Origin of the sequence: Streptomyces sp. NPDC006365, assembly GCF_042870755.1 — a bacterium.
GTDB classification, from domain to species: Bacteria; Actinomycetota; Actinomycetes; order Streptomycetales; family Streptomycetaceae; genus Streptomyces; species Streptomyces xiangluensis.
In genome coordinates this window covers 431,989-450,378 of the sequence record NZ_JBIAHS010000006.1, presented here as the reverse complement: position 1 = coordinate 450,378, position 18,390 = coordinate 431,989, and the positions used below count along the sequence as shown (strand labels likewise).

The 18,390-nt window shown below is 69.5% G+C and carries 14 protein-coding genes and 1 pseudogene; 5 read left to right on the top strand and 10 right to left on the bottom strand.

Annotation, left to right across the window (positions count from 1 at the left end; translation table 11 throughout):
* The coding region (locus ACFYO0_RS20325; protein WP_388677579.1) for a response regulator transcription factor at positions 1–466 on the bottom strand (466 nt) is incomplete at its 3' end.
* A 218-nt stretch (positions 467–684) separates the two neighbouring features.
* Here ACFYO0_RS20325 and ACFYO0_RS20320 point away from each other — a divergent pair.
* The 3 genes and pseudogenes from ACFYO0_RS20320 to ACFYO0_RS20310 form a co-directional block, all read left to right on the top strand.
* Positions 685–2,799 (top strand): TRAP transporter permease, encoded by a 2,115-nt coding sequence (locus ACFYO0_RS20320; RefSeq protein WP_388677576.1) that lies wholly within the window; start codon positions 685–687, stop codon positions 2,797–2,799.
* Complete coding sequence (locus ACFYO0_RS20315) at positions 2,796–3,806, top strand: TAXI family TRAP transporter solute-binding subunit (protein WP_388677574.1); 1,011 nt, start codon at positions 2,796–2,798, stop codon at positions 3,804–3,806. Before ACFYO0_RS20320 ends, ACFYO0_RS20315 begins: the two co-directional genes overlap by 4 nt.
* Before the next feature lie 325 nt (positions 3,807–4,131).
* Positions 4,132–4,305: pseudogene (locus tag ACFYO0_RS20310) on the top strand (DUF475 domain-containing protein); the annotation flags it as partial.
* A 733-nt stretch (positions 4,306–5,038) separates the two neighbouring features.
* Here ACFYO0_RS20310 and ACFYO0_RS20305 read toward each other — a convergent pair.
* Entirely contained in the window at positions 5,039–6,547 is a 1,509-nt protein-coding gene (locus ACFYO0_RS20305; RefSeq protein WP_388677631.1) for an IucA/IucC family protein, read from the bottom strand.
* Between the two features lie 81 nt (positions 6,548–6,628).
* Between ACFYO0_RS20305 and ACFYO0_RS20300 the strand changes: the two genes are divergently transcribed.
* Positions 6,629–8,140 (top strand): IucA/IucC family protein, encoded by a 1,512-nt coding sequence (locus ACFYO0_RS20300; RefSeq protein WP_388677571.1) that lies wholly within the window; start codon positions 6,629–6,631, stop codon positions 8,138–8,140.
* Positions 8,141–8,174: 34 nt separating this feature from the next.
* Here ACFYO0_RS20300 and ACFYO0_RS20295 read toward each other — a convergent pair whose 3' ends face one another.
* Positions 8,175–8,810, bottom strand: coding sequence for a winged helix-turn-helix transcriptional regulator (locus tag ACFYO0_RS20295; protein ID WP_388677568.1), 636 nt, complete (start codon positions 8,808–8,810; stop codon positions 8,175–8,177).
* A gap of 86 nt (positions 8,811–8,896) precedes the next feature.
* On the opposite strand from ACFYO0_RS20295, the gene ACFYO0_RS20290 reads away from it, so the two are divergent.
* Positions 8,897–10,105 carry a pyridoxal phosphate-dependent aminotransferase gene (locus ACFYO0_RS20290; RefSeq protein ID WP_388677565.1) on the top strand — a complete coding sequence of 403 codons (1,209 nt, stop codon included), beginning with the start codon at positions 8,897–8,899 and terminating at the stop codon, positions 10,103–10,105.
* A gap of 134 nt (positions 10,106–10,239) precedes the next feature.
* Here ACFYO0_RS20290 and ACFYO0_RS20285 read toward each other — a convergent pair whose 3' ends face one another.
* From ACFYO0_RS20285 to ACFYO0_RS20255, 7 genes are all read right to left on the bottom strand, one after another.
* On the bottom strand, positions 10,240–12,456 hold the full coding sequence (locus tag ACFYO0_RS20285; RefSeq protein WP_388677562.1) for an alpha-N-acetylglucosaminidase: 2,217 nt from the start codon (positions 12,454–12,456) through the stop codon (positions 10,240–10,242).
* A 180-nt stretch (positions 12,457–12,636) separates the two neighbouring features.
* Entirely contained in the window at positions 12,637–13,077 is a 441-nt protein-coding gene (locus ACFYO0_RS20280) for an acyl-CoA thioesterase (protein WP_388677559.1), read from the bottom strand.
* Between the two features lie 69 nt (positions 13,078–13,146).
* Positions 13,147–13,806, bottom strand: coding sequence for a hypothetical protein (locus ACFYO0_RS20275; RefSeq protein ID WP_388677556.1), 660 nt, complete (start codon positions 13,804–13,806; stop codon positions 13,147–13,149).
* A gap of 117 nt (positions 13,807–13,923) precedes the next feature.
* On the bottom strand, positions 13,924–14,451 hold the full coding sequence (locus ACFYO0_RS20270; RefSeq protein ID WP_388677629.1) for a hypothetical protein: 528 nt from the start codon (positions 14,449–14,451) through the stop codon (positions 13,924–13,926).
* 138 nt (positions 14,452–14,589) lie between these two features.
* Complete coding sequence (locus tag ACFYO0_RS20265; RefSeq protein WP_388677553.1) at positions 14,590–15,066, bottom strand: hypothetical protein; 477 nt, start codon at positions 15,064–15,066, stop codon at positions 14,590–14,592.
* Positions 15,067–15,204: 138 nt separating this feature from the next.
* Positions 15,205–15,792 (bottom strand): DUF6262 family protein, encoded by a 588-nt coding sequence (locus tag ACFYO0_RS20260; protein ID WP_388677551.1) that lies wholly within the window; start codon positions 15,790–15,792, stop codon positions 15,205–15,207.
* A complete protein-coding gene (locus ACFYO0_RS20255) occupies positions 15,789–17,600 on the bottom strand; it encodes a tyrosine-type recombinase/integrase (protein WP_388677548.1) in 1,812 nt (603 codons plus the stop codon). Before ACFYO0_RS20255 ends, ACFYO0_RS20260 begins: the two co-directional genes overlap by 4 nt.
* Positions 17,601–18,390 lie beyond the last annotated feature (790 nt).

Sequence of the window (18,390 nt, the reverse complement as noted above, 5' to 3'; positions counted from 1 at the left end):
TCTCGAACTCCTTGCGGGCCAGGGTGATACTCCGCCCGTCCACGGTGACCGTGCGCCGCCCGAGGTCGACCTCCAGGCCGTCGACGGCGACGAGCCGGTCCTCATGGGCGCGCTGGCTCACGCTGCGCCGGAGCACCGCCTCGATACGGGCCAGCAGCTCCGCGGTCCCGAACGGTTTCACCACGTAGTCGTCGGCGCCGCTGCGCAGCCCGCGCACCCGGTCGGGTTCGTCTCCTCTCGCGGTCACCGCGATCACCGGTACCCCACCGCGGGCGCGCAGCTCGCGGCACACCTCGATGCCGTCCCGGTCGGGCAGGCCCAGATCGAGCAGGACGAGGTCGACCGGAGGTGCGGCCAGGGCGTCGGCGGCGTTGGCGGCACGCCGCACCTCGTACCCGTGGCGTCGCAGGGCACCGGTGAGGGCGTCGGCGACCCGGTTGTCGTCCTCGACGAGAAGTATCCGCACACGGCCTCCCGGTTACTGAAATCCGGCGGGCCCTGAGGCCCGGCGGCAGGGGTGCCGAGGGAGCGCGCAGGTCACAGCCGTTGCGACGAGCGTAGAAGTGACCGCCGTCACCGAACCCTAAACCTACGTTAAGTCCTCGGGCGCGCTCTGTTGCCCGCATGTAAACAGCTGCCACGGTCTGGGACACCACGAACCGCCTAGTCCCAGGAGAAGCCGCGATGAGCATGGCAACGGTGCCGTCCGAGCCGAGGCAGCGATCAGCCGAGGAGCTCGTGGCCGAGTTCGAACAGGAGCGGCCGGCCCGCAAACTCTCCCCCGGCGTCTCCGCGGCCGTGTCCGTGGTGTGCGCCGCGCTGTCGGTCTTCGTGCTGTACGCGATCTTCTTTCCGGTGGCCAAGGGCACCCAGTACTACCTGACCCTCTTCCTCGCGGGGACGCTGCCGCTGATCTTCCTGACCCACCGCGGGACAGTGCGGGTACCGGCGCTGCTGCTGCCCTGGCGACGCGGTGACCGCGCCGCCACCCCGGCCGGGGCGTCGGGCAGGGCGGCCGTACGTCACGACAACCCGGCGTGGTTCGACTGGCTGCTCGCCGCGGCGGCGCTCGCCGTGTGCCTGTACCCGCTGCTGGAGTTCGACGCCTTCATCGAGCGGCGCCAGCTGCCGACCTCGCTGGACACGGCGGTCGGCCTCGCCATGATCGTGCTGGTCCTGGAGGCATGCCGGCGCACCACCGGCTGGGTCCTGCCCGCCTTCTGCGCGAGCTTCCTGGTCTACGCCTACTACGGCGGGCTCCTGCCGTACGACTGGTCGCTGGCGCACGGCGGCTTCGACATCGACGCGATCGCGGCCCACTTCTTCATGGGCACCGACGGGGTCTACGGCGTGCCGCTGAACGTGGCCGGCACCTACATCGTCCTGTTCACCATCTTCGGCGCCGTCCTCGACATCTCCGGTGCGGGCAAGTTCTTCATCGACCTGTCGTTCGCGGCCTTCCGGGGCTCCCGCAGCGCGCCCGGACGCACGGTGACCGCCGCGGGATTCCTGCTCGGCACCGTCTCCGGTTCCGGCACCGCGACCGCGGTCAGCCTGGGCTCGGTCGCCTGGCCCGTCCTGCGCCGGGCCGGCTACGGCAAGGAGCAGGGCGGCGGAGTGCTCGCGGCCGCCGGTATCGGCGCGATCCTCTCCCCGCCGACACTGGGCGCCGCCGCGTTCATCATCGCCGAGTACCTGAGGGAGAGTTACCTCACCGTCCTGCTGTACGCGCTGGTGCCCACGCTCCTGTACTACCTGGGCATCCTCCTCGCCGTGGAGATCGACGCCCGCAAGCACCACACCCAGCCCGTGGTGGACGACGAGCACACGTCGGCACTTCGGCTGCTCGGCCGGTTCGGCTACCACTTCCTCTCCCTCTTCATGATCGTCGGCTTCATGGCGATGGGACTGCCCCCGTTCAGGGCGGTGGTCTACGCGACGGCCCTGCAGTTCCTGCTGTCGTTCCTCGACCCGAAGCACCGGATGACGCCGCGACGGCTCTACGCCGCCCTCGCCGAGGGCAGCAAGTCCGTCCTCCCGGTCGTCGCGACCTGCGCCGCGGCAGGCATGATCGTCGCCGTCGTCACCCAGACCGGCCTCGGCCTGAACCTGGCCTCGGTCATCGTCGACGCCGCCGGGGTCCTCGGCGACAACCCGACCGTGACGCTGGTCCTGACCGTGCTCTTCGCGGCGGTGGCGGTGTCGATCCTCGGGCTCGCGGTCCCGGTCACCGCCTCGTTCATCATCGCCGCGGTGATCATCGCGCCGGCCCTGCTGTCGCTGGGGGTCGCCACCCACGAGGCGTACATGTTCATCTTCTACTACGCCGTGCTCTCCGAGGTGAGCCCGCCCACGGCCATGGCAGCGGCCGCCTCGGCCGCCATCACCGGGGGCAACCCGATGCGCACGATGGTGGCGACCTGGAAGTACTCGCTGCCCGCGTTCCTGGTGCCGTTCGCCTTCGTCCTCACCGACAACGGCGCCCATCTGCTCGGCACGGGCAGCCTGTGGGGCGTCCTGTGGACCACCGCCGTCTCCGCCCTCGCCGTGGCCGCGCTGGCCGCCGCCACCGGAGGCCGGCTCCTCGGCCCGGCAGGACCGGTGGAGCGGGCCCTGTGCGCAGTCGCCGCCCTGTGCCTGCTGTACCTCGAACCCGTAGCGATCACCGCGGGTTTCGCGGCCCTCGCACTTGCCCTCGGCGCGCATCTGGTGCGCCGCAGGCAGCCCACCCTCTCGGTTCCCACCACCGGTGGGAACCGGGAGGCGGACACCATCACGGAAGGACAGCTCCCCTCATGACCCTCGTGAAGCACCGAACGCGCACCTTGCGCCTCGCCACTGCCGCACTCGCCATAGGTCTCCTCGCCACCGCCTGCGGTGGCGGGAAGCAGACGGAGAACACGGCCGCCGACAGCGGTGGGAAGGGAGGCCGGCTCACCATCGCGACCGGGCCCACCACCGGCGTCTACTACCAGATCGGCGGCGGCCTCGCGGAGCTGATCTCCGACGACCTCGACGGCTACCGGGCCACCGCCACCACCACCGGCGCGTCCGTGCAGAACATCCAGGGCCTCGGAGCCGGCACCTACGACCTCGCCTTCTCCCTGCTGGACACCGCCGGCGACGCCGTCGAGGGCAAGGAGTCGTTCTCCTCCCCGCAGGACATCGAGGCACTGACCCGGCTGTACCCGAACTACACCCAGGTGCTGGTCCGATCCGACGCGGGCATCGACTCCCTGGAGGACATGAAGGGCAAGAGAGTCTCCACCGGGGCCCCCGGTTCCGGCACGGAAGTGATCGCCAACCGGCTGCTGAAGGCCGCGGGACTGGACCCCGCCAAGGACATCTCCGCCGACCGCCTGGGTCTCCCCGAGACCGTGGACGCCATGAAGGACGGCACGATCGACGCCCTGTTCTGGTCGGGAGGGCTGCCCAGCGGCGGCATCACGGACCTCACCACCAGCCTCAAGAAAGAGGTCCGCTTCCTGGACGTGACACCGCAACTGCCGGCCCTGAACGAGGAGTACGGCGACGTCTACCAGACGGCCTCCATCCCCAAGGCCGTATACAACCAGTCCAAGGACGTGCCCACGATCGTGGTACCCAACGTGCTGCTGGTGAAGAAGGGCTTCGACCCGGATCTCGCCGCCGAGATCGTCAACCTCGTCTACAAGAAGAAGAGCGACCTGGAGAAGGTGAACGCGGCCGCCGCCGGGATCGAACTCGACATGGCTGAGATCGTCACCCCAGTCCCGCTGAACCCCGGCGCGGAGAAAGCTCTGAAGGCCCTCGCCCAGAAGTTCTGAGTCAGGCACAGGGAAGGTGGCCGGTCCGATGCTCCCGAGCAGGGCCGGCCACGTCACCCATCGCGGGCAGGGTCAGCCTCTCCCGCGAGGGCGCACCAACACGCGGGAACGACAAGCCGTCCGGCCGATCCCAGGAAACGCTGCCGGCCCCTCCTCCACATGCCTGCTGCCCCACGCCCGCGCCGACCGTGTCCGTGGTGTCGCAGCCCGGCCCGCACCGGGGAGCGCACCCGTCAAGCGATGATCATGGTGAACACCCACAGAGAACCCGTGTACCGCGGCTGTACCGCGGCTCACCCTCCGCCGGCGTCGTGACACGCCCACGATCCTGCTGGTGACGATCCAGCACGAGATCAGCGAGATCATCACCGGCCTGGTCGGCGTGTTCCTGATCGCGGCCTCCTTCCTCTCCTCCGTCCGCCGCAACAAGACACTCCGGGCGGCAGAGGGAACAGCCGCGGCCTCGGGTGCGAAGACTGAGGTCTCGTCCGGGGCCTGACCAGCCGACGAACCCTCGTGCGCGCGTTCCACCACAGCGGGTCACTCGGGGAGCGGCCTCCCGCCCTGGGCTTCCGCCCCGCTCGACCAAGCCGTCGCCACACGCTCCGCCCACTGCATGTGGCGAATCGACGAACGGCGCGCATCGCACCCGCGGTTGGCGATTCATCGAAGGCTCCTCAACGAAGCCGTCTGAGGGCAGACCGTTCCGTTGGTTCTCCCGTCAGTACGACTTGGCCGATGCGGCGGTGCGTTGTGCGGCCTGCGCCGGTGGTCCGTCAGCAGCTCGCCGAGCACGCGCAAGACGGGGATGGTGCAGGTGAGGGTCGCGCACAGCCGCAGTGCCACGTCCTGCGCGCGCTCTCAGTACGGCGTGGGACCGCGCCCAGGACCGCCGATCGCGGCAGCGATCTGACAGCGTGCCCTGCCCCAGATCGTGCGCGAGAGCGCGTCGTGATGCCGGGCCGATCACCGCCGGGACCTGCGCCATCACGAAGGCCACCCGGCACCCAGCGTGTCCAGGGCGGCGATGATTCCGCTTGTCACCGCAGGTCAGCGTCTCTGGGTGGTCAACTCCACGACATACGTCCCCACGTCGTCGGCCTCGACGACTCCGGGCACGGAGCCGCCGGACCTCAGCGGGGTCACGTATCGGTCGGCAGTCACTTCCCGCAGCACACCGGCCACTGTAAATCAGCGGGTCACCGTACCCACTGGCATTTCCCGCGCCACCTCTACCTCAAGGGGCTGGCCAGTGGCAGATACCGGGCATCCGCCCCGTCCGCCCCCGTCCACCGCAACAGCAGGTTCGTCTTGCCGGGCAGCGTGGGAGCCCTGAGCAGCTCCCCCACCTCCGGCACCCCCGCCTCGTAGCGCCTCAACTCCCGCCGTACGGCAGACCAGAGCTCCACCCCCGGATACCGCTCCTCCAGCGCCCCTGCGATCTCAAGGAGGTTGTTGACTACGAGGCAGTACACCAGCCGCTCCCACCCGGCAGCGCGCGTGACGTCGGACAGCAGCTTCACGCCCTCGGCGTCCCGGAAGAGTGCCTGCACCGGCAGACCGGCGCCATCCACGGCGACCACCGTGTTCTGCAGATGCGCTTCCAGTACGACACCGTGACGGGCGAACAACTCCAGCGCGGGCGGAACGACTTGACGCACGTACGCCGTCCACCAGTCGGCCGGGGCGGAGCAGGAGTCCAGTGGACTGCCGTCGAAGGCTTCCGTAAGGGCCGCCGCCAGCAGGGGGGTCGCGCCGGGGAGGACGTGGTCCCGCAGGCCGTCGCGTACGAGGACGGCGAGTTCCTCGAAGGCGAAGCTCGCGGTGCGGTATCCGCGGTCGCTCAGCCAGGCCGCGGGGCCGTCCACGGCCGCGAACGCCGAGGTGACCGCCGCGTCCGTGCGGTGGAGCTGGAGGAGGTCATGACGCCAGAGGCGGCGGATGTCATTGGTGATGCGGACGTCGAGACTGAACTTCAGGAAGAGGTCGGCGGCAGGGTCGTACACCGTCCGAATGGCCGCCGTGGGCCAGACGGGGAACGGCGCGCGTCCGAGTCGTACGAGGCAGCCGTCGGCGAAGGCTTCGCGGATCTCCGGTCGGCTGCCGACGAGGTCGAGCTGCCAGGGGTGGGCGGGCAGGAGCCGGTAGCCGGGAGGGGCCTGGCCCAGCGCGTCGATCGCCCGCAGGTCGCCTTCCTCGACGACCGCGTCCTCGCGCACCCCGAGCAGGACGAGCGGGAAGCGGGCGTAGGCCTCGGGGGCGTACGGGAGCCAGTCGGCGACCGGGCCGCCGCCGCGGGTCTTGGGCGCGGGATGGTAGGGGTGCCCGGTGATCAGGGACTGCTCGGAGCGCTGATACGGGTCCTCGGGCGGAGTGGCCCCCTCGCGGGCGACGAGGAGCGCCGCCACCGCGTCCCGGCTGTCGATCATCTCGGTGGGCAGCTCGGAGTTGGCCAGGCCGGTGTGCCGGCGCAGCTCATCGGCGGTGAGTTTGACCAGCTCGGCGTGGGTGAGGCGGTGCCAGGCCCCGGCGGCGTACACCTCGGGCTCGGCGGGCCGGCGTCCACCGCGCACCCGCAGCAGCCGTCCCCCGGCAGGCAGCCGGTACACGGGCCGCTCACCGGACCCCGGTGCGGGCTCGGCCACCTCCCGCAGCAGACAATTGAGCAGCGGCGCTGCCGCGTACGCGTCGGCGGCCTCTGCGACGTCGTCCCTGGGGGGCATGGGCTCCACGCGATCCATTCGTTCCATACGGGTAATGACGATCAGTATGTCTGCCGTAGTACCGGTCCCGACGCCCTCCCATCACCGAGGAGCAACCCCGTGCACCATCCCCCCACCCCGGCCGAGGCCGAGTCCGCCCTCGCCGCCGAGCTGCGTACCGCCGGCCCCGACCTGCTGCCGGGGTACGCCGCCGAACTCCCGGGCGCCCGGGCCGCCGTGCTGACCCGGCTGTGGCGTGGTCTCGCCCATGAGCCGCTGCCGTGGATCACACGCCGGGAGCAGGAGCGCGAGGGCCTGACGCTCCATCTGGCCGACGGCCGCCGACTGCACGGACCGCACTCGGATGCGTACGGAACTGCCGCCTGCGTCACGGAGGTTGAGCTGGACGGTGCCGCGTACGACCACCCGGCCGCGCTCATGGCCGCGCTCTCCTTCCCGCACGGTGACGCCTTCGCCGCCGAACTCGACCACAGCGTCGCCTCGTTGGCCCTGTCCCGCGCCGACCAGCCGCCCCTTGACGTCCCTTCCGCGGCCTGGGAGTGGGAGCAGCGGATCGTCGACGGGCATCCCTTCCACCCCAACTGCCGTTCCCGGCAGGGCTTTTCGGTGGACGAGCAGTTGGCGTACGCACCCGAGCACCGGCCGGTGGTCGAGCTGGGCCTGGTCGCCGCGCCGGAGGAGGCCTGTCTGGTGGCGGGCGAGTGGCCGTACCGGGAGGCCGGGCGGGTACTGATCCCGGTGCATCCGTGGCAGGCCCGGCATGTGCTGAAGGACGAGACTCTGGTGGGCCGGGCGGGTGTCACCGCGCACCCCCTCATGTCGCTGCGCACCCTTGCCGACGCCGAGCCCGGCGGGCCGCACATCAAGACCGCGCTGAGCGCCCGGCTGACGTCGGCGGTGCGGGACATCTCGGTGTACTCGATCGCCACGGCCGCGACGGTGTCGGCATTCCTGGACTCCGTCGCCGCCCGCCTCGACGGCCTCCTTCACATCACGCGCACCCTGGGGGCGGTCACCGCCCACACACCTGACCTCGCGGCCGCGGTGCGCGAGGCGCCGGAGATGTACGCGGCGGATGGCGAGCGGGTGGTGCCGGTCGCCGCGCTCACCATGACCGGTCTGCCCCAATCCCCCTCCTGGATGGCCGAGTTCACGCGGCTGGCGCTGACGGTGTGTCTGCGGTTGCTGGAGCTGGGCGTGGCGCTGGAGGCCCACGGCCAGAACCTCCTCGTGGTGCTCTCCCCCTCGGGCGCCCCGACCCGCCTGGTCTACCGCGACCTTGCCGACATCCGCATCAGCCCGGCCCGCCTCGCCCGCCACGGCATCCCGGCCCCGGACCTGTCCGGCCGACTGATCACGGACGACGAGACGACCCTGCGCCGCAAGCTGTTCGGCTCGCTCGTCACGGGCACGCTGGGGGCGACGGCGGGTTCGAGCGCGGCGCTCGGCGAGGCCCTCTCCACGGCCGTACGAGACCTGCCGCGCACTCCTGACCTGGCGGCCGTTCTGGACGGACCGCTGCCCACGAAGGCGCTGACGCTGATGCGGCTGTCTCCGGAGCGGCCGGGGGACATCTGGGCGGGGGTGCCGAATCCGTTGGGGGCAGCGTGAACTTCCGTGGGCTGGGAGGGGTGGTGTCGTGTCGTCAGATGTCCCGCAGCTCCTTGGCCAGTGGCCCGTCGCCCACCACTTCGACACGCCCGGCCCGTATCGCTTCCTGTAGCGTCAGACCGCCACCGGCGAGTGCCGTGCACGTCCCCGAGTCGAGGGCGAGCCGGGCATCGGGGTCCTCGGGCGCCGGCCCCTCCGCGTACACCGGTCCGCCGCCCTCGGCGCCGATACGAACGTAGAACTCCCCTTCCTCCAGCCGTATTTGTACGACCCCGTCACCAAGTCCCGCCAGGCAGCGCAGCAACGGCAGTGCGAACCAGTGCGCGCGCACCGCGTCGGTGGGCCGCCGCTCCTCCAGCAGGGGCGCGCCCCACTCGCCCAGTGCCTGCAGGACGGGGAGCAACTGGCGTCCGCGGTCGGTGAGTTCGTACACGAAGGCCGCTCCTGGCGGGGGCAGCCGGCGTCGGCTCGACAGCCCGTCCCGTTCCATGTCCCTGAGCCGGGAGGCGAGGACGTCCGTGCTCACGCCGGGCAGATCCGCGTGCAGGTCGGTGTAGCGGCGCGGACCGGCGAGGAGCTCGCGGACGATCAGGAGGGTCCAGCGGTCACCGACGGCGTCGAGGGCCCGGGCTGCGGAACAGTACTGGTCGTAGCTTCGGCGAGGTGACATGCGACGCAGTCTAGACATGTTGTTGGACTTTCCAAGCCGCTACTTGGTAAAACCAAGCAACACACCAACCTGGAGGTGCGCACCGCATGGAGTTCCGGCAGTCGAGCAAGCTCAGCGAGGTCTGTTACGAGATCCGGGGTCCGGTCATAGAGCATGCGAACGCCCTGGAGGAGGCGGGCCACAGCGTGCTCCGGCTGAACACCGGCAACCCGGCGCTCTTCGGCTTCGAGGCGCCGGAGGAGATCCTCCAGGACATGATCCGCATGCTGCCCCAGGCGCACGGCTACACCGACTCCCGCGGCATCCTCTCGGCCCGCCGGGCCGTCGCCCAGCGCTACCAGGACCTGGGCCTCGAGGTCGGCGTGGACGATGTCTTCCTCGGCAACGGCGTCTCGGAACTCGTCTCGATGGCGGTGCAGGCGCTGGTCGAGGACGGCGACGAAATCCTCATCCCCGCCCCGGACTTCCCGCTCTGGACGGCGGTGACGACGCTCGCGGGCGGCAAGGCGGTGCACTACCTCTGCGACGAACAGGCGGACTGGTACCCGGACCTGGCCGACATGGCGGCGAAGATCACGGATCGTACCAAGGCCGTTGTCATCATCAACCCCAACAACCCGACGGGCGCGGTCTATCCGAAGGAGATCATCGAGGGCATTCTCGACCTCGCGCGCCGCAACGGCCTGATGGTCTTCGCCGACGAGATCTACGACCAGATCCTGTACGACGACGCCGTGCACCACTCGGTCGCCTCCCTCGCACCCGACCTGGTGGTCCTCACCTTCTGCGGACTGTCCAAGACGTACCGCGTAGCGGGTTTCCGCTCCGGCTGGATGGTCGTCACGGGCCCACGCCAGCACGCCCGCGACTACCTCGAGGGCATGACGATGCTGGCTTCCATGCGGCTGTGCGCCAACGCGCCCGCCCAGTACGCCATCCAGGCCGCGCTCGGCGGCCGCCAGTCCATCCGCGAACTCACCGCGCCCGGGGGCAGGTTGCGCGAACAGCGTGACCGCGCCTGGGAGAAGCTCAACGAGATCCCTGGCGTCTCCTGCGTGAAACCGAAGGGCGCGCTGTACGCCTTCCCGCGCATCGACCCCCAGGTGCACAAGATCCACGACGACGAGAAGTTCGTCCTCGACCTGCTCCTGCGCGAAAAGATCCAGGTGGTCCAGGGCACCGGCTTCAACTGGCCGCGCCCCGACCACTTCCGCATTCTCACCCTCCCGTACGTCGACGACCTGGACGCGGCCATCGGACGGATCGGGCGGTTCCTCAGCGGGTATCGGCAGTAGTCGGCAGCAACGCGGCCGTAGGGGCCTGCGGCGCAGCAGGCCCCATCATCCTCGGGCGGAGCCCCGGGATGATGGGGGGGGAGGGTAGGGCGGGGGGGGGTGAACCCCATGGGCTCGAGGCCGCCCGGACCCGCTCAGGAAGTCGCGGTGAGCTGGTCGCGCACCCGGACGGCGGCTTCGTACGTGTCCCCGACCGGCCGCGTCGCCAGCCGCCCAGGCTCCCGCGTCCATCGCTCCTCGAGCGCGAACCAGTCGATGGCCCTCGGCTCTCGCCCCTCCTCCAGCGCGGCCCGCAGCTCGTCGAAGTACGTCGACCACCGCAGCCGGTAGAGCCCGCCGAGCAGCCCCGCCCACTCCCGGTTCGCATAGTCGCGCAGCCCCGCGTCCGCGCCCTCCCGGGTACCCCACACGGTCAGCAGCGACAGATTGTCGTACGCCAACCGGGCCCGCTCCACTTCGTCGGCGCCCCAGGCCCGCGCGTCGGCCACCCAACGCCCCACCAGATGACGGGAGTCGGTGGCCATCAAGGTCTCCAGTACGTCGATCAGGGCGAGCCAGTCTCCGGCCAGCCGGTCCAGCTCGGTGGAGTCCCCGGCGTCGTACGCCTTCTTGATGCGGGGCAGGAGGACGCGGCTGCGGTTGGAGGCGGCCTGGCGGGCCACGTCGAGGAGGTCGTAGCGGTAGGCGGAGGAGTTGCGAAGACTCGCGGGCACCTTCAGCAGTTCGTCGAGCGCGGGCTCGAACTCCTCGGCGTTGTACCGGAGTTGCTTGGGCGACCACTTGGCGGCCGACTTGACCGTGAGCGAGGGGCGGGCGCCGAAGAACCCGTCGGCGCCCTCGCTCCACGAGTCGGCGCGGGTCGTGCCGTATGCGGTGCGGCGCAGGATGTCCCATGCGGCCTCGGCGTGCGGATCACGGGCTCCGTAGCGTGAGTGCGCCCAGTCCCTGAACCATGCCTCAAGGTCCAAGTCGGCGTCTTCCCAGGCGAGCTCGGAGAAGAGGTCGAAGGCCGCGGGGTTGTTGTCGGCCGCCTCCGGCATCAGGGCGACACCGCGCAGGGTGCTGCCCTCCTTGGTGCGCCACTTGTCGTACAGCTCGGCCCAGTCGGGGGTGTTGGCGCCCATCGTCGTGTGGCCGCCGAAGTTCCAGATGGAGCCGAAGGCGTACGGGGTGTCACCCCAGTCGGCCTCGCGGTCGACGACGGTCGGGAAGCGGTCGGACAGTCCGTCGACGACGAGCATGTGCCGCTTGTCGACGGCGTCGACGATCGCCCTCGGCGGGTTGCGCTGCCAGCCGAGGATCACCCAGATCGCCTCCGGATGCGCGGTCAGCAGCGCCCTCTCGACACCTTTCGCCGCATCGGCGACCGGTACGTCTCCGGGGTCGCCGCCCTCGTGCAGCAGGTCCATCTTGTAGAGCGTCGAGGGACCGAACATCTCGTCCTGGACGCGGTAGAAGGTGGCCGCCACCCGCGCGAAGTGGTCGGTACGCGGGTCCAGCCAGTCGGGCCGCGCGAGGCCCATCCACTCACCCTGCGGTATGGGCCGCGCGCCCGGATTCCGCTCGGCGAAGCCCGGCGGGACCGTACCGGAGAAGCCCGGGAACACCGGCGTCATGCCCAACTCCCGTACCCGGTCGACGATCCGCCGCCCCAGGGCGGCCCGCGTGGCGAGCAGCTGCCGTGAGACCGGATACGGAAACGCGCCCATGTTCTGCATCAGGAACCACGGCTGGTGGGCTGGGCCCGTGATCCACGCCCGCAGCTCCTCGTCCGTGTGCCCGAACTCCTGGAACACCCGGTGGTAGAGCGCGTCCGCGCCGATGTACACCAGCACCTCGTTGTAGCCGTGCAGCGCCAGTACGTCGAGCTCGCGCTCCCAGTACGACCAGTCGTTGTACGCGCCCGTGTAGCCGTCGTTCGTGTCGTTCAGGACGAAGCGGTGCGGGACATTGGCCTGCCGGGTGACGGTGCCTTCGAGGCCGGGCAACTGCTCGGGGAGGTCGAGCTGCTCACCGGCCCAGCTGATGTTGGCGTGCGCGATGTGCTTCAAGTACCAGCGTAGTCCGGCGAGTTGGGTGCCGGGCGTGGTGCCGACGATGGTGATCCGTCCCGCACTGCCCGAGACCCTGAAGGCGTCAGCCCTTCCAGTGGGGCTCGTCGTCTCGAATCTCAGCTGTTGCCAGTGCCGCGGCAGTAGCCGCCGCGCCGCCCTGCTCGCTGCGTCGGCCTGACTCACTGAAGCCCCCTTGGCGTCCGAGGCGGAGGAACTTTTCGCGGGTGTGTTCGAGCAGGCTACGACACCGGCCGATCCGGCAACCGCAATCAGAAACGCACGACGAGCAAGCGGCATTTGGGTCTCCGGTTCAGCTCAGGGATGCCGTGGAGAGGGATACCCGTTGAATGAGGACTTCAGCTTGGAAATACGGCCACATGGCGGAGAACGCGTCACGAATGGGCAGTCGGTTTCGCCACCGACTGCCCGTCACGTGGCCCCCTACGTGCCGGATCAGACCCGATCCGACCTGCCGGATCAGAGCCCGAAGAGCCGCGGATCACTCGCCAGGGCGCGGAAGTACTCGCGTGGCTCCGCGACCAGCTTTCGCTCCTTGAGGTCCATCAGGCCGCCGGTGGCCGTGATTTCGGCGGCGACCGTGCCGTCGGTCTTGCGGATCTCCTGCTCGACGCGGAAGATCTTGCTCTCCTCCATGAGGAAGTCGCACGTCACCTCGACCTCTTCGCCCGCCCGCAGCTCCCGCTTGAAACGGATGGTCGTCTCCAGCGCCACCGGCCCCACTCCCTTGGCTATCAGGCCGGACTGGCTGATCCCGGCGGCCTGCAGTAACGACCAGCGGGCGTGCTCCGCGTAGTTCAGATAGACGCTCTGGTTGAGGTGGCCCAGGACATCGGTCTCGTACCCACGGACGGTCACCCGGACGGAAAACGGCCCGGACGCTCCTGACGCTTCTGACACGGCTTCCCCTTCATCTTTCCCGACTCATCTTTCTCGACGCTGGTGATCACTCAGCTTGGCATTCTCCTCTCACACGCGTCGCGGGGAAGCCAGCAGATAGCGTGCTCGCGTACGAGGCTCCGTGTACTCCCCGACCTGCCAGCCCGCCTTCTCCAGAGTGGCCGCACAGCCCTGCCGCGACTCGGCGTCCGGCACATGCACCGCGACCGCCTCGGGCTGCGGTGTCGCCCGCACCCGGTAGCCGTCGGCGTCCGCCCCCGCGGGCCGGTGCCCCGCAGCCTCCAGCGCGAGCGCGGCGGCCTGCACCAGATGCGTACGCTCCCATCCGCACGGCCGGTCCACGGCGCCGTCCGGATTGGTCATCCGCCGCAACTCCAGAAGCCCCTGCCAGGCGCTGTGCACCTCGCGTACGCGCCCCGGCCCCGAGTCGACGCCCTCCTCACCGCCGACCCGGGCGGCGAACACCCCGGTGCCGGCGGACGCACGGGCGCTGCCCGCCTCCGCGACCTCCCTTCCGTCCGGACCACCGGAGGCCTCCGCAGCCGCCTCCTCACGTATCCGATGCCCGGCCGGTGTCAGGAAGTGATCGTGCGGCGGCCGGGGATGACGAAAGGCGAGTCCGCGCTTCACCAGCGCCGCGAGCTGGCTCTCCGTACCCCTGAGCCGTCCCGTCACGGGATCGGCGGCATCGATGACACGCCGCTGCGCGGCGGTAGGCGGTCGTGTCACGGCGTGCTCCTCCCCGAATCCGGCTCGGCTTGATCAGGAGCGATCACTGAGCCCACTCGAAGACTACGACCCGGGTCTGACACTCACCTTTCGTCCGTCACCCCCCGCATTCGTCCGTCACAGTTCGCGAGCCCACCGTTCCAGCTCCTCGAAGTCCCGCTCCCGCAGCCCCTTGCGCGGATCGATCGGCAGCAGGAGAGCGGCCGCGTCGTAGTGCGCGGCGACATGCCGTACATCGAGTTCGGTGATCATGTCGTCGACCCACACGAAGGGCCGGCCGGCAGCCCACGCCACGACGTGCCGCGTCTTCCAGTACAGCCCCTCGGGATCCCTCACGAACAGCTCGGGCCACTCGATCACCGGCAGATCGCCCGGCAGCCCGATCACCGGCGCGATCATCTCGTTGGCCTCGTGCATCCAGGTCGTGGCCCACGCCAACTCATACGGCAAGGCCCTCAGCCGCGCCCCATGCCCCGGATTGAGCCGCACCCGCAGCCCTCGCCGCAGCCGCCGCGACCCCGGCACCCGCCGCGCGGACCAGTTCGCGGGATGCAGCCGCCGCGTCACATACCCGCGTGGCCGGAACAGCCGCGCGCCGTAGGGATTGAGCGGGCCGTCGACTTTACCGACCGCAGGAGCTCGGATACCGGCTCTGAACTGCGACGACTCATAGATTACATGTCCGTGACGCCGCGTTGCGGCGGTTGCTGTAGCTCGTCCGGGTAGTTCGTGGGACGGCCTGGTGCTGGCTGGGTCATCAGCGCATTTCTTCTATGGCGGGGCTTAAAGTCCCCGCCATAGGCGCGTGAGGCGGCCAATGTAGGGGCGGGGCTGATAGGGGTCGTAGTCGGGGGTGGCGTTCAGCTGGCGCAGCAGGTTGAACTGGTGAGGCGCGCGCTGGCGGTCGCGGATTGGGGCCCATTCGTCGGCGACGGGCCACTGGTTGAGTTGGGCTTGGATACCGAGGCGCCATTGCTGCCAGGTCTTGCTGCCGACCCATCCCAACTGGCGTAGTTCCAGCTCGTCCTCACAAAGTCGCAAGTACAGGCGTACGGCCCGGAGTTCCTCGTCGCTGCATGCTGTGCCGTCCTCGGCGACGAGGGCCGGGACAGGGAAGCGGTCGAGGATTTGCCAGTAGCGTGCGATGTAGGCGTCCTCGATGGTCTTGACGCGGGCTTTGGCGGCGCCGGCTGAGCTGGTGATCAGTGCGATGAGGCCGACGACTCCAGTGCCGAAGGCGACCCAGAATTCCGCGTTCACGTTGTGGTGTCCTCAGGCGGTAAGGGAGCGGCAGCGCCGGCCGAGTGTCGGCGCTGTCGTAGTCGGGCGGTCCACATTGTGAGGCACCCCCGACAAGAGATCTTCTGTCGGGGGTGCGGCGGGTGATCGGGGCGACGCTCAGGTCCGTGGCGTCGGATCGGTGAGGCGGGCTTCGAGGTCGGCGACGCGGCGGTCCTGGAAGCGGAGGTTGGATCGGGCTGCCTTGAGGCGCTCGTCGAGGGTGCGGTTGTCGGTGGTGAGCTGGCGGACGCGCTGTTTGAGGGTGGTGTTCTCGGTGGTGATCCGTTGGATGGCCTCTTCGGTCCACTCGGCTTCCAAGTCCCGGATCTGGCCCAGGAGTTCACCGATGCGGGTCCGCTGGGTGAGGATCTCGGCCTGGGCGGTCTTGAGACCTTCCTCGGCGTTCAGAGCACGTTCGCGCCAGGTCGCCTCGCGCTCGTCGTCCTGGTCGGCGAGCGACCTGGCCCGGCGGTCTCCGGCCTCGGCCATCGCGGTAGCGACCATGGCCCGGGCCTCGGCGTTGTCATAGAGGAACGTGCGCGAGACATCCGCGCGACGGGCGACGACGGCGATGCTGACCTGGGCCTTCTCGCGCCGGAGTCGGGTGATGGCCTCGCGGACACGCTGGAGGGCGGTCTCGGTCTTGTGGCGGCGGGCCGCCAGGGCGGCGGCCGTGCGGGGTTCTGGAACGGCAGCGGTCTTCATGCGATGTCCTGCTCGGGGTCGTTGTCGGTTGTGCACGGATCGCTGTACTCGCTCTGCTCGTCGTCGCTGCCCGCGGCGGCGAGGTCGGCGGCGCGGAAGGCCGTGGACCACACGCGGTGGAAGTAGTCCTGGGGTTTGCGCAGGTCCAGGGCGAGGGCGTCGTCGAGGAGCCCGAGGCCGGCCAGGGCTTTCTCCAGACCGTCGATGGCGCGGGCGGTCGGCTCGAAGTAGCGGTGGAGATAGTCGGCGGTGGCGTCGTCCGGGGCGCCTTCGGCCAGTTGCCGCCACTGTTCTCGTTTGCGCCGCCAGTAGAGGAGGTCCGCGCCGGAGAGGACGAACTTGTCGCAGTTGTGGCAGTCGAGGTTCCAGGGACAGGCACCGCCGTCGACGACCGGCTGGAAGGTGCAGAAGCCACCCTCGGCCGGGGTGCTGCGGCGGGCGAGGTCGACGGCGATGGCGAGGGCCTGCTCCTTCGTGAGCGCCTCGGCTGAGTCGCCTGCGAGGAGCTCCCCAGGAGCGGCCGTGCCGGGGCCGGCGACCCAGACATGTTGGAGCACGTTCTCCAGATCGGTGTTGGAGAGGTGGACGTAGTGCTCGGCCATCCGGTCCGAGACGTGTCCGAGGTAGCGGCGGATGTGGGTGAGGGTGGCGCCTTGGCGCAGGAGGCTGGTGGCCAGCGTGTGGCGGGCCTGGTGGGGGACGCAATGGCCGATGTCCATAGCGTCGACCCAGGGACGGAAACGGCTGTAGAACCACGGTCTGCTCAGCGCGATCGTTCCGTCGGTGCTGCGGTAGTTGGTGGGGAACAGCGCGAGTCCGTCGCGTTCCTTGCCCGTGGGGGTGTAGCCGTGTTCGTCGGCGAACCGGCTGAGAGTTTTGCGCTGCCGGTCGGCGATGAGGTCGTAGAGGGACTCGGGGATGCGGATGGCCGCGTCGTAGTTGCCGACCTTGGTCTGGTCGTGCCAGAGCATCGCGAGCCCGCTGAGCCGACCGATGCAGTTCCAGCGGAGCTCGATGACCTCCCCCAACCGCCGTCCGGTGACCACGAGAATCTCCCAGATGTCCCGGGCGCCCTCGTCATCCGGATCGTGGACGCGTGTGAACTCGGCGAGATTGTGTTCGTCGGCCAGTGCGCGTGCCACTTCGTCGGCGAAGGGGCGTCGCCGCTTCTGGTAGGCGGTGCTGCCTGCGTTGGGCAACGCGATGACGAATTCCCTGGCCAGGCCGATGGCGTCGGTCAGGCCATCGTCCATCGCCTTGCGGAGGATCCTGCGGGTGTGGTTGAAGACCACCGATCGCGTGCCGGTCGTGACGATGCTCGGCTTCCCGTCGACCCGGACCATGGCCAAAGAGGGGAGCGAGTGGCGCTCGCGATGTCGCTGATCTGCGATGAAGCGGTCGGCGTGTTCCTTCGTCAGGACTGCGGGGTCGTGGCCCCCGCCGGGGGCGTCGGCCTCGATGAAAGCGCTCAACTCGATCATCGCTCGACGAATCTGGTCGAGGGTGTGGGCGCTGTTGGGGCAGCGCGGGGAGCGCAGGAGTTCGGCGAAGTAGTCCCACGTGATGTCCCGCAGCCATCGTTGAGAGATCGTGGTGAGGCTGATGTGCCCGAGCCGGTTGTCGTAGCTGATGCCGAAGTGCCTCGTTTCGAGGAATCCGGCCTCTTTGGCTTCCTCAGGTGTGAAGTAGACCAGGCGCAACTCGTGGAGGATCTCTTTCGCAATCCCGCTGGCGGTTTTGGTCAGGCAAGCAAGGTCCAGATCGACGATCGAGGTCGCATCCTGCTCACGGCAGGCGTTCACCAACATGCGGAGCGCGGTGACATCCCAGCGGGCCGGACGCGACCGCTGTGTATGAGTGAACAACCCCCACTGGATTTCCGCTCGCGGTAGCGGCCTCAGCCCGCGCAAGTTCAGCTGGGCGGGCACGGAGACCGCGATCTCCCTGTCGCACCACGCACGGAACTGGACGTGGTCGATGCAGCTGACAGCGACTCGCCCCTCGCGCCACGATCCGCTCGGAATGGACGCGCCGCCGGGAGAACCCGCCCTCCGGTAGGCGTGAGCGTGTCGCTGGCACAGTCCCAGCGGCGACTCTGCCAGCAGGGGACAGACCAGCACCGTGCAGGTCCCGAACCCCGGAGCAGGGCTTTGCTCGGCGGCCCACCCATCGAAGTCGGGGGCGGCGTCTTGTCCGGCTCGCGTCCGACTCCATTTCTGGAGGTGATACTTGCAGAGACGGTACTGGCCTGCCCGAGCGGGTCGTCCGGGGCAGATCAGACAGGCCAGATTCCCGTCATGCTCGGTTGTCTGGCTCAATGGTTCAGCAGCGCTGAGGAACGCTGAACGGCTGACGCCTTCTTTCGCGGCCGTGAGCCACTCCTGGCGATGAGCGTGGCAGAAGTCGCCGAGGCCGGTGGCGCGCTGGCAGTCGGTGACCCGGCAGAACCACCGGTAGGTCTGGTGCCCTGGCGGTATCTGGACGATGTCGTCGCGGAACAGAGGGTCGAAGGAGGGCGCGCTTGTCAGCGCGGTGAGGATCTCCAGGCGATCCCTGCTGCTTCGCGTCTGGTTCTGGCGCGTGGTCAGCAAGGGCAGC

Coding starts and splice junctions, on each gene's coding strand:
- ACFYO0_RS20295 (WP_388677568.1), bottom strand. CDS start 8,810: ATGTCACCTCGCCGAAGCTACGACCAGTACTGTTCCGCAGCCCGGGCC.
- ACFYO0_RS20320 (WP_388677576.1), top strand. CDS start 685: ATGAGCATGGCAACGGTGCCGTCCGAGCCGAGGCAGCGATCAGCCGAG.
- ACFYO0_RS20315 (WP_388677574.1), top strand. CDS start 2,796: ATGACCCTCGTGAAGCACCGAACGCGCACCTTGCGCCTCGCCACTGCC.
- ACFYO0_RS20285 (WP_388677562.1), bottom strand. CDS start 12,456: ATGCCGCTTGCTCGTCGTGCGTTTCTGATTGCGGTTGCCGGATCGGCC.
- ACFYO0_RS20255 (WP_388677548.1), bottom strand. CDS start 17,600: ATGTTGGTGAACGCCTGCCGTGAGCAGGATGCGACCTCGATCGTCGAT.
- ACFYO0_RS20305 (WP_388677631.1), bottom strand. CDS start 6,547: ATGGATCGCGTGGAGCCCATGCCCCCCAGGGACGACGTCGCAGAGGCC.
- ACFYO0_RS20260 (WP_388677551.1), bottom strand. CDS start 15,792: ATGAAGACCGCTGCCGTTCCAGAACCCCGCACGGCCGCCGCCCTGGCG.
- ACFYO0_RS20290 (WP_388677565.1), top strand. CDS start 8,897: ATGGAGTTCCGGCAGTCGAGCAAGCTCAGCGAGGTCTGTTACGAGATC.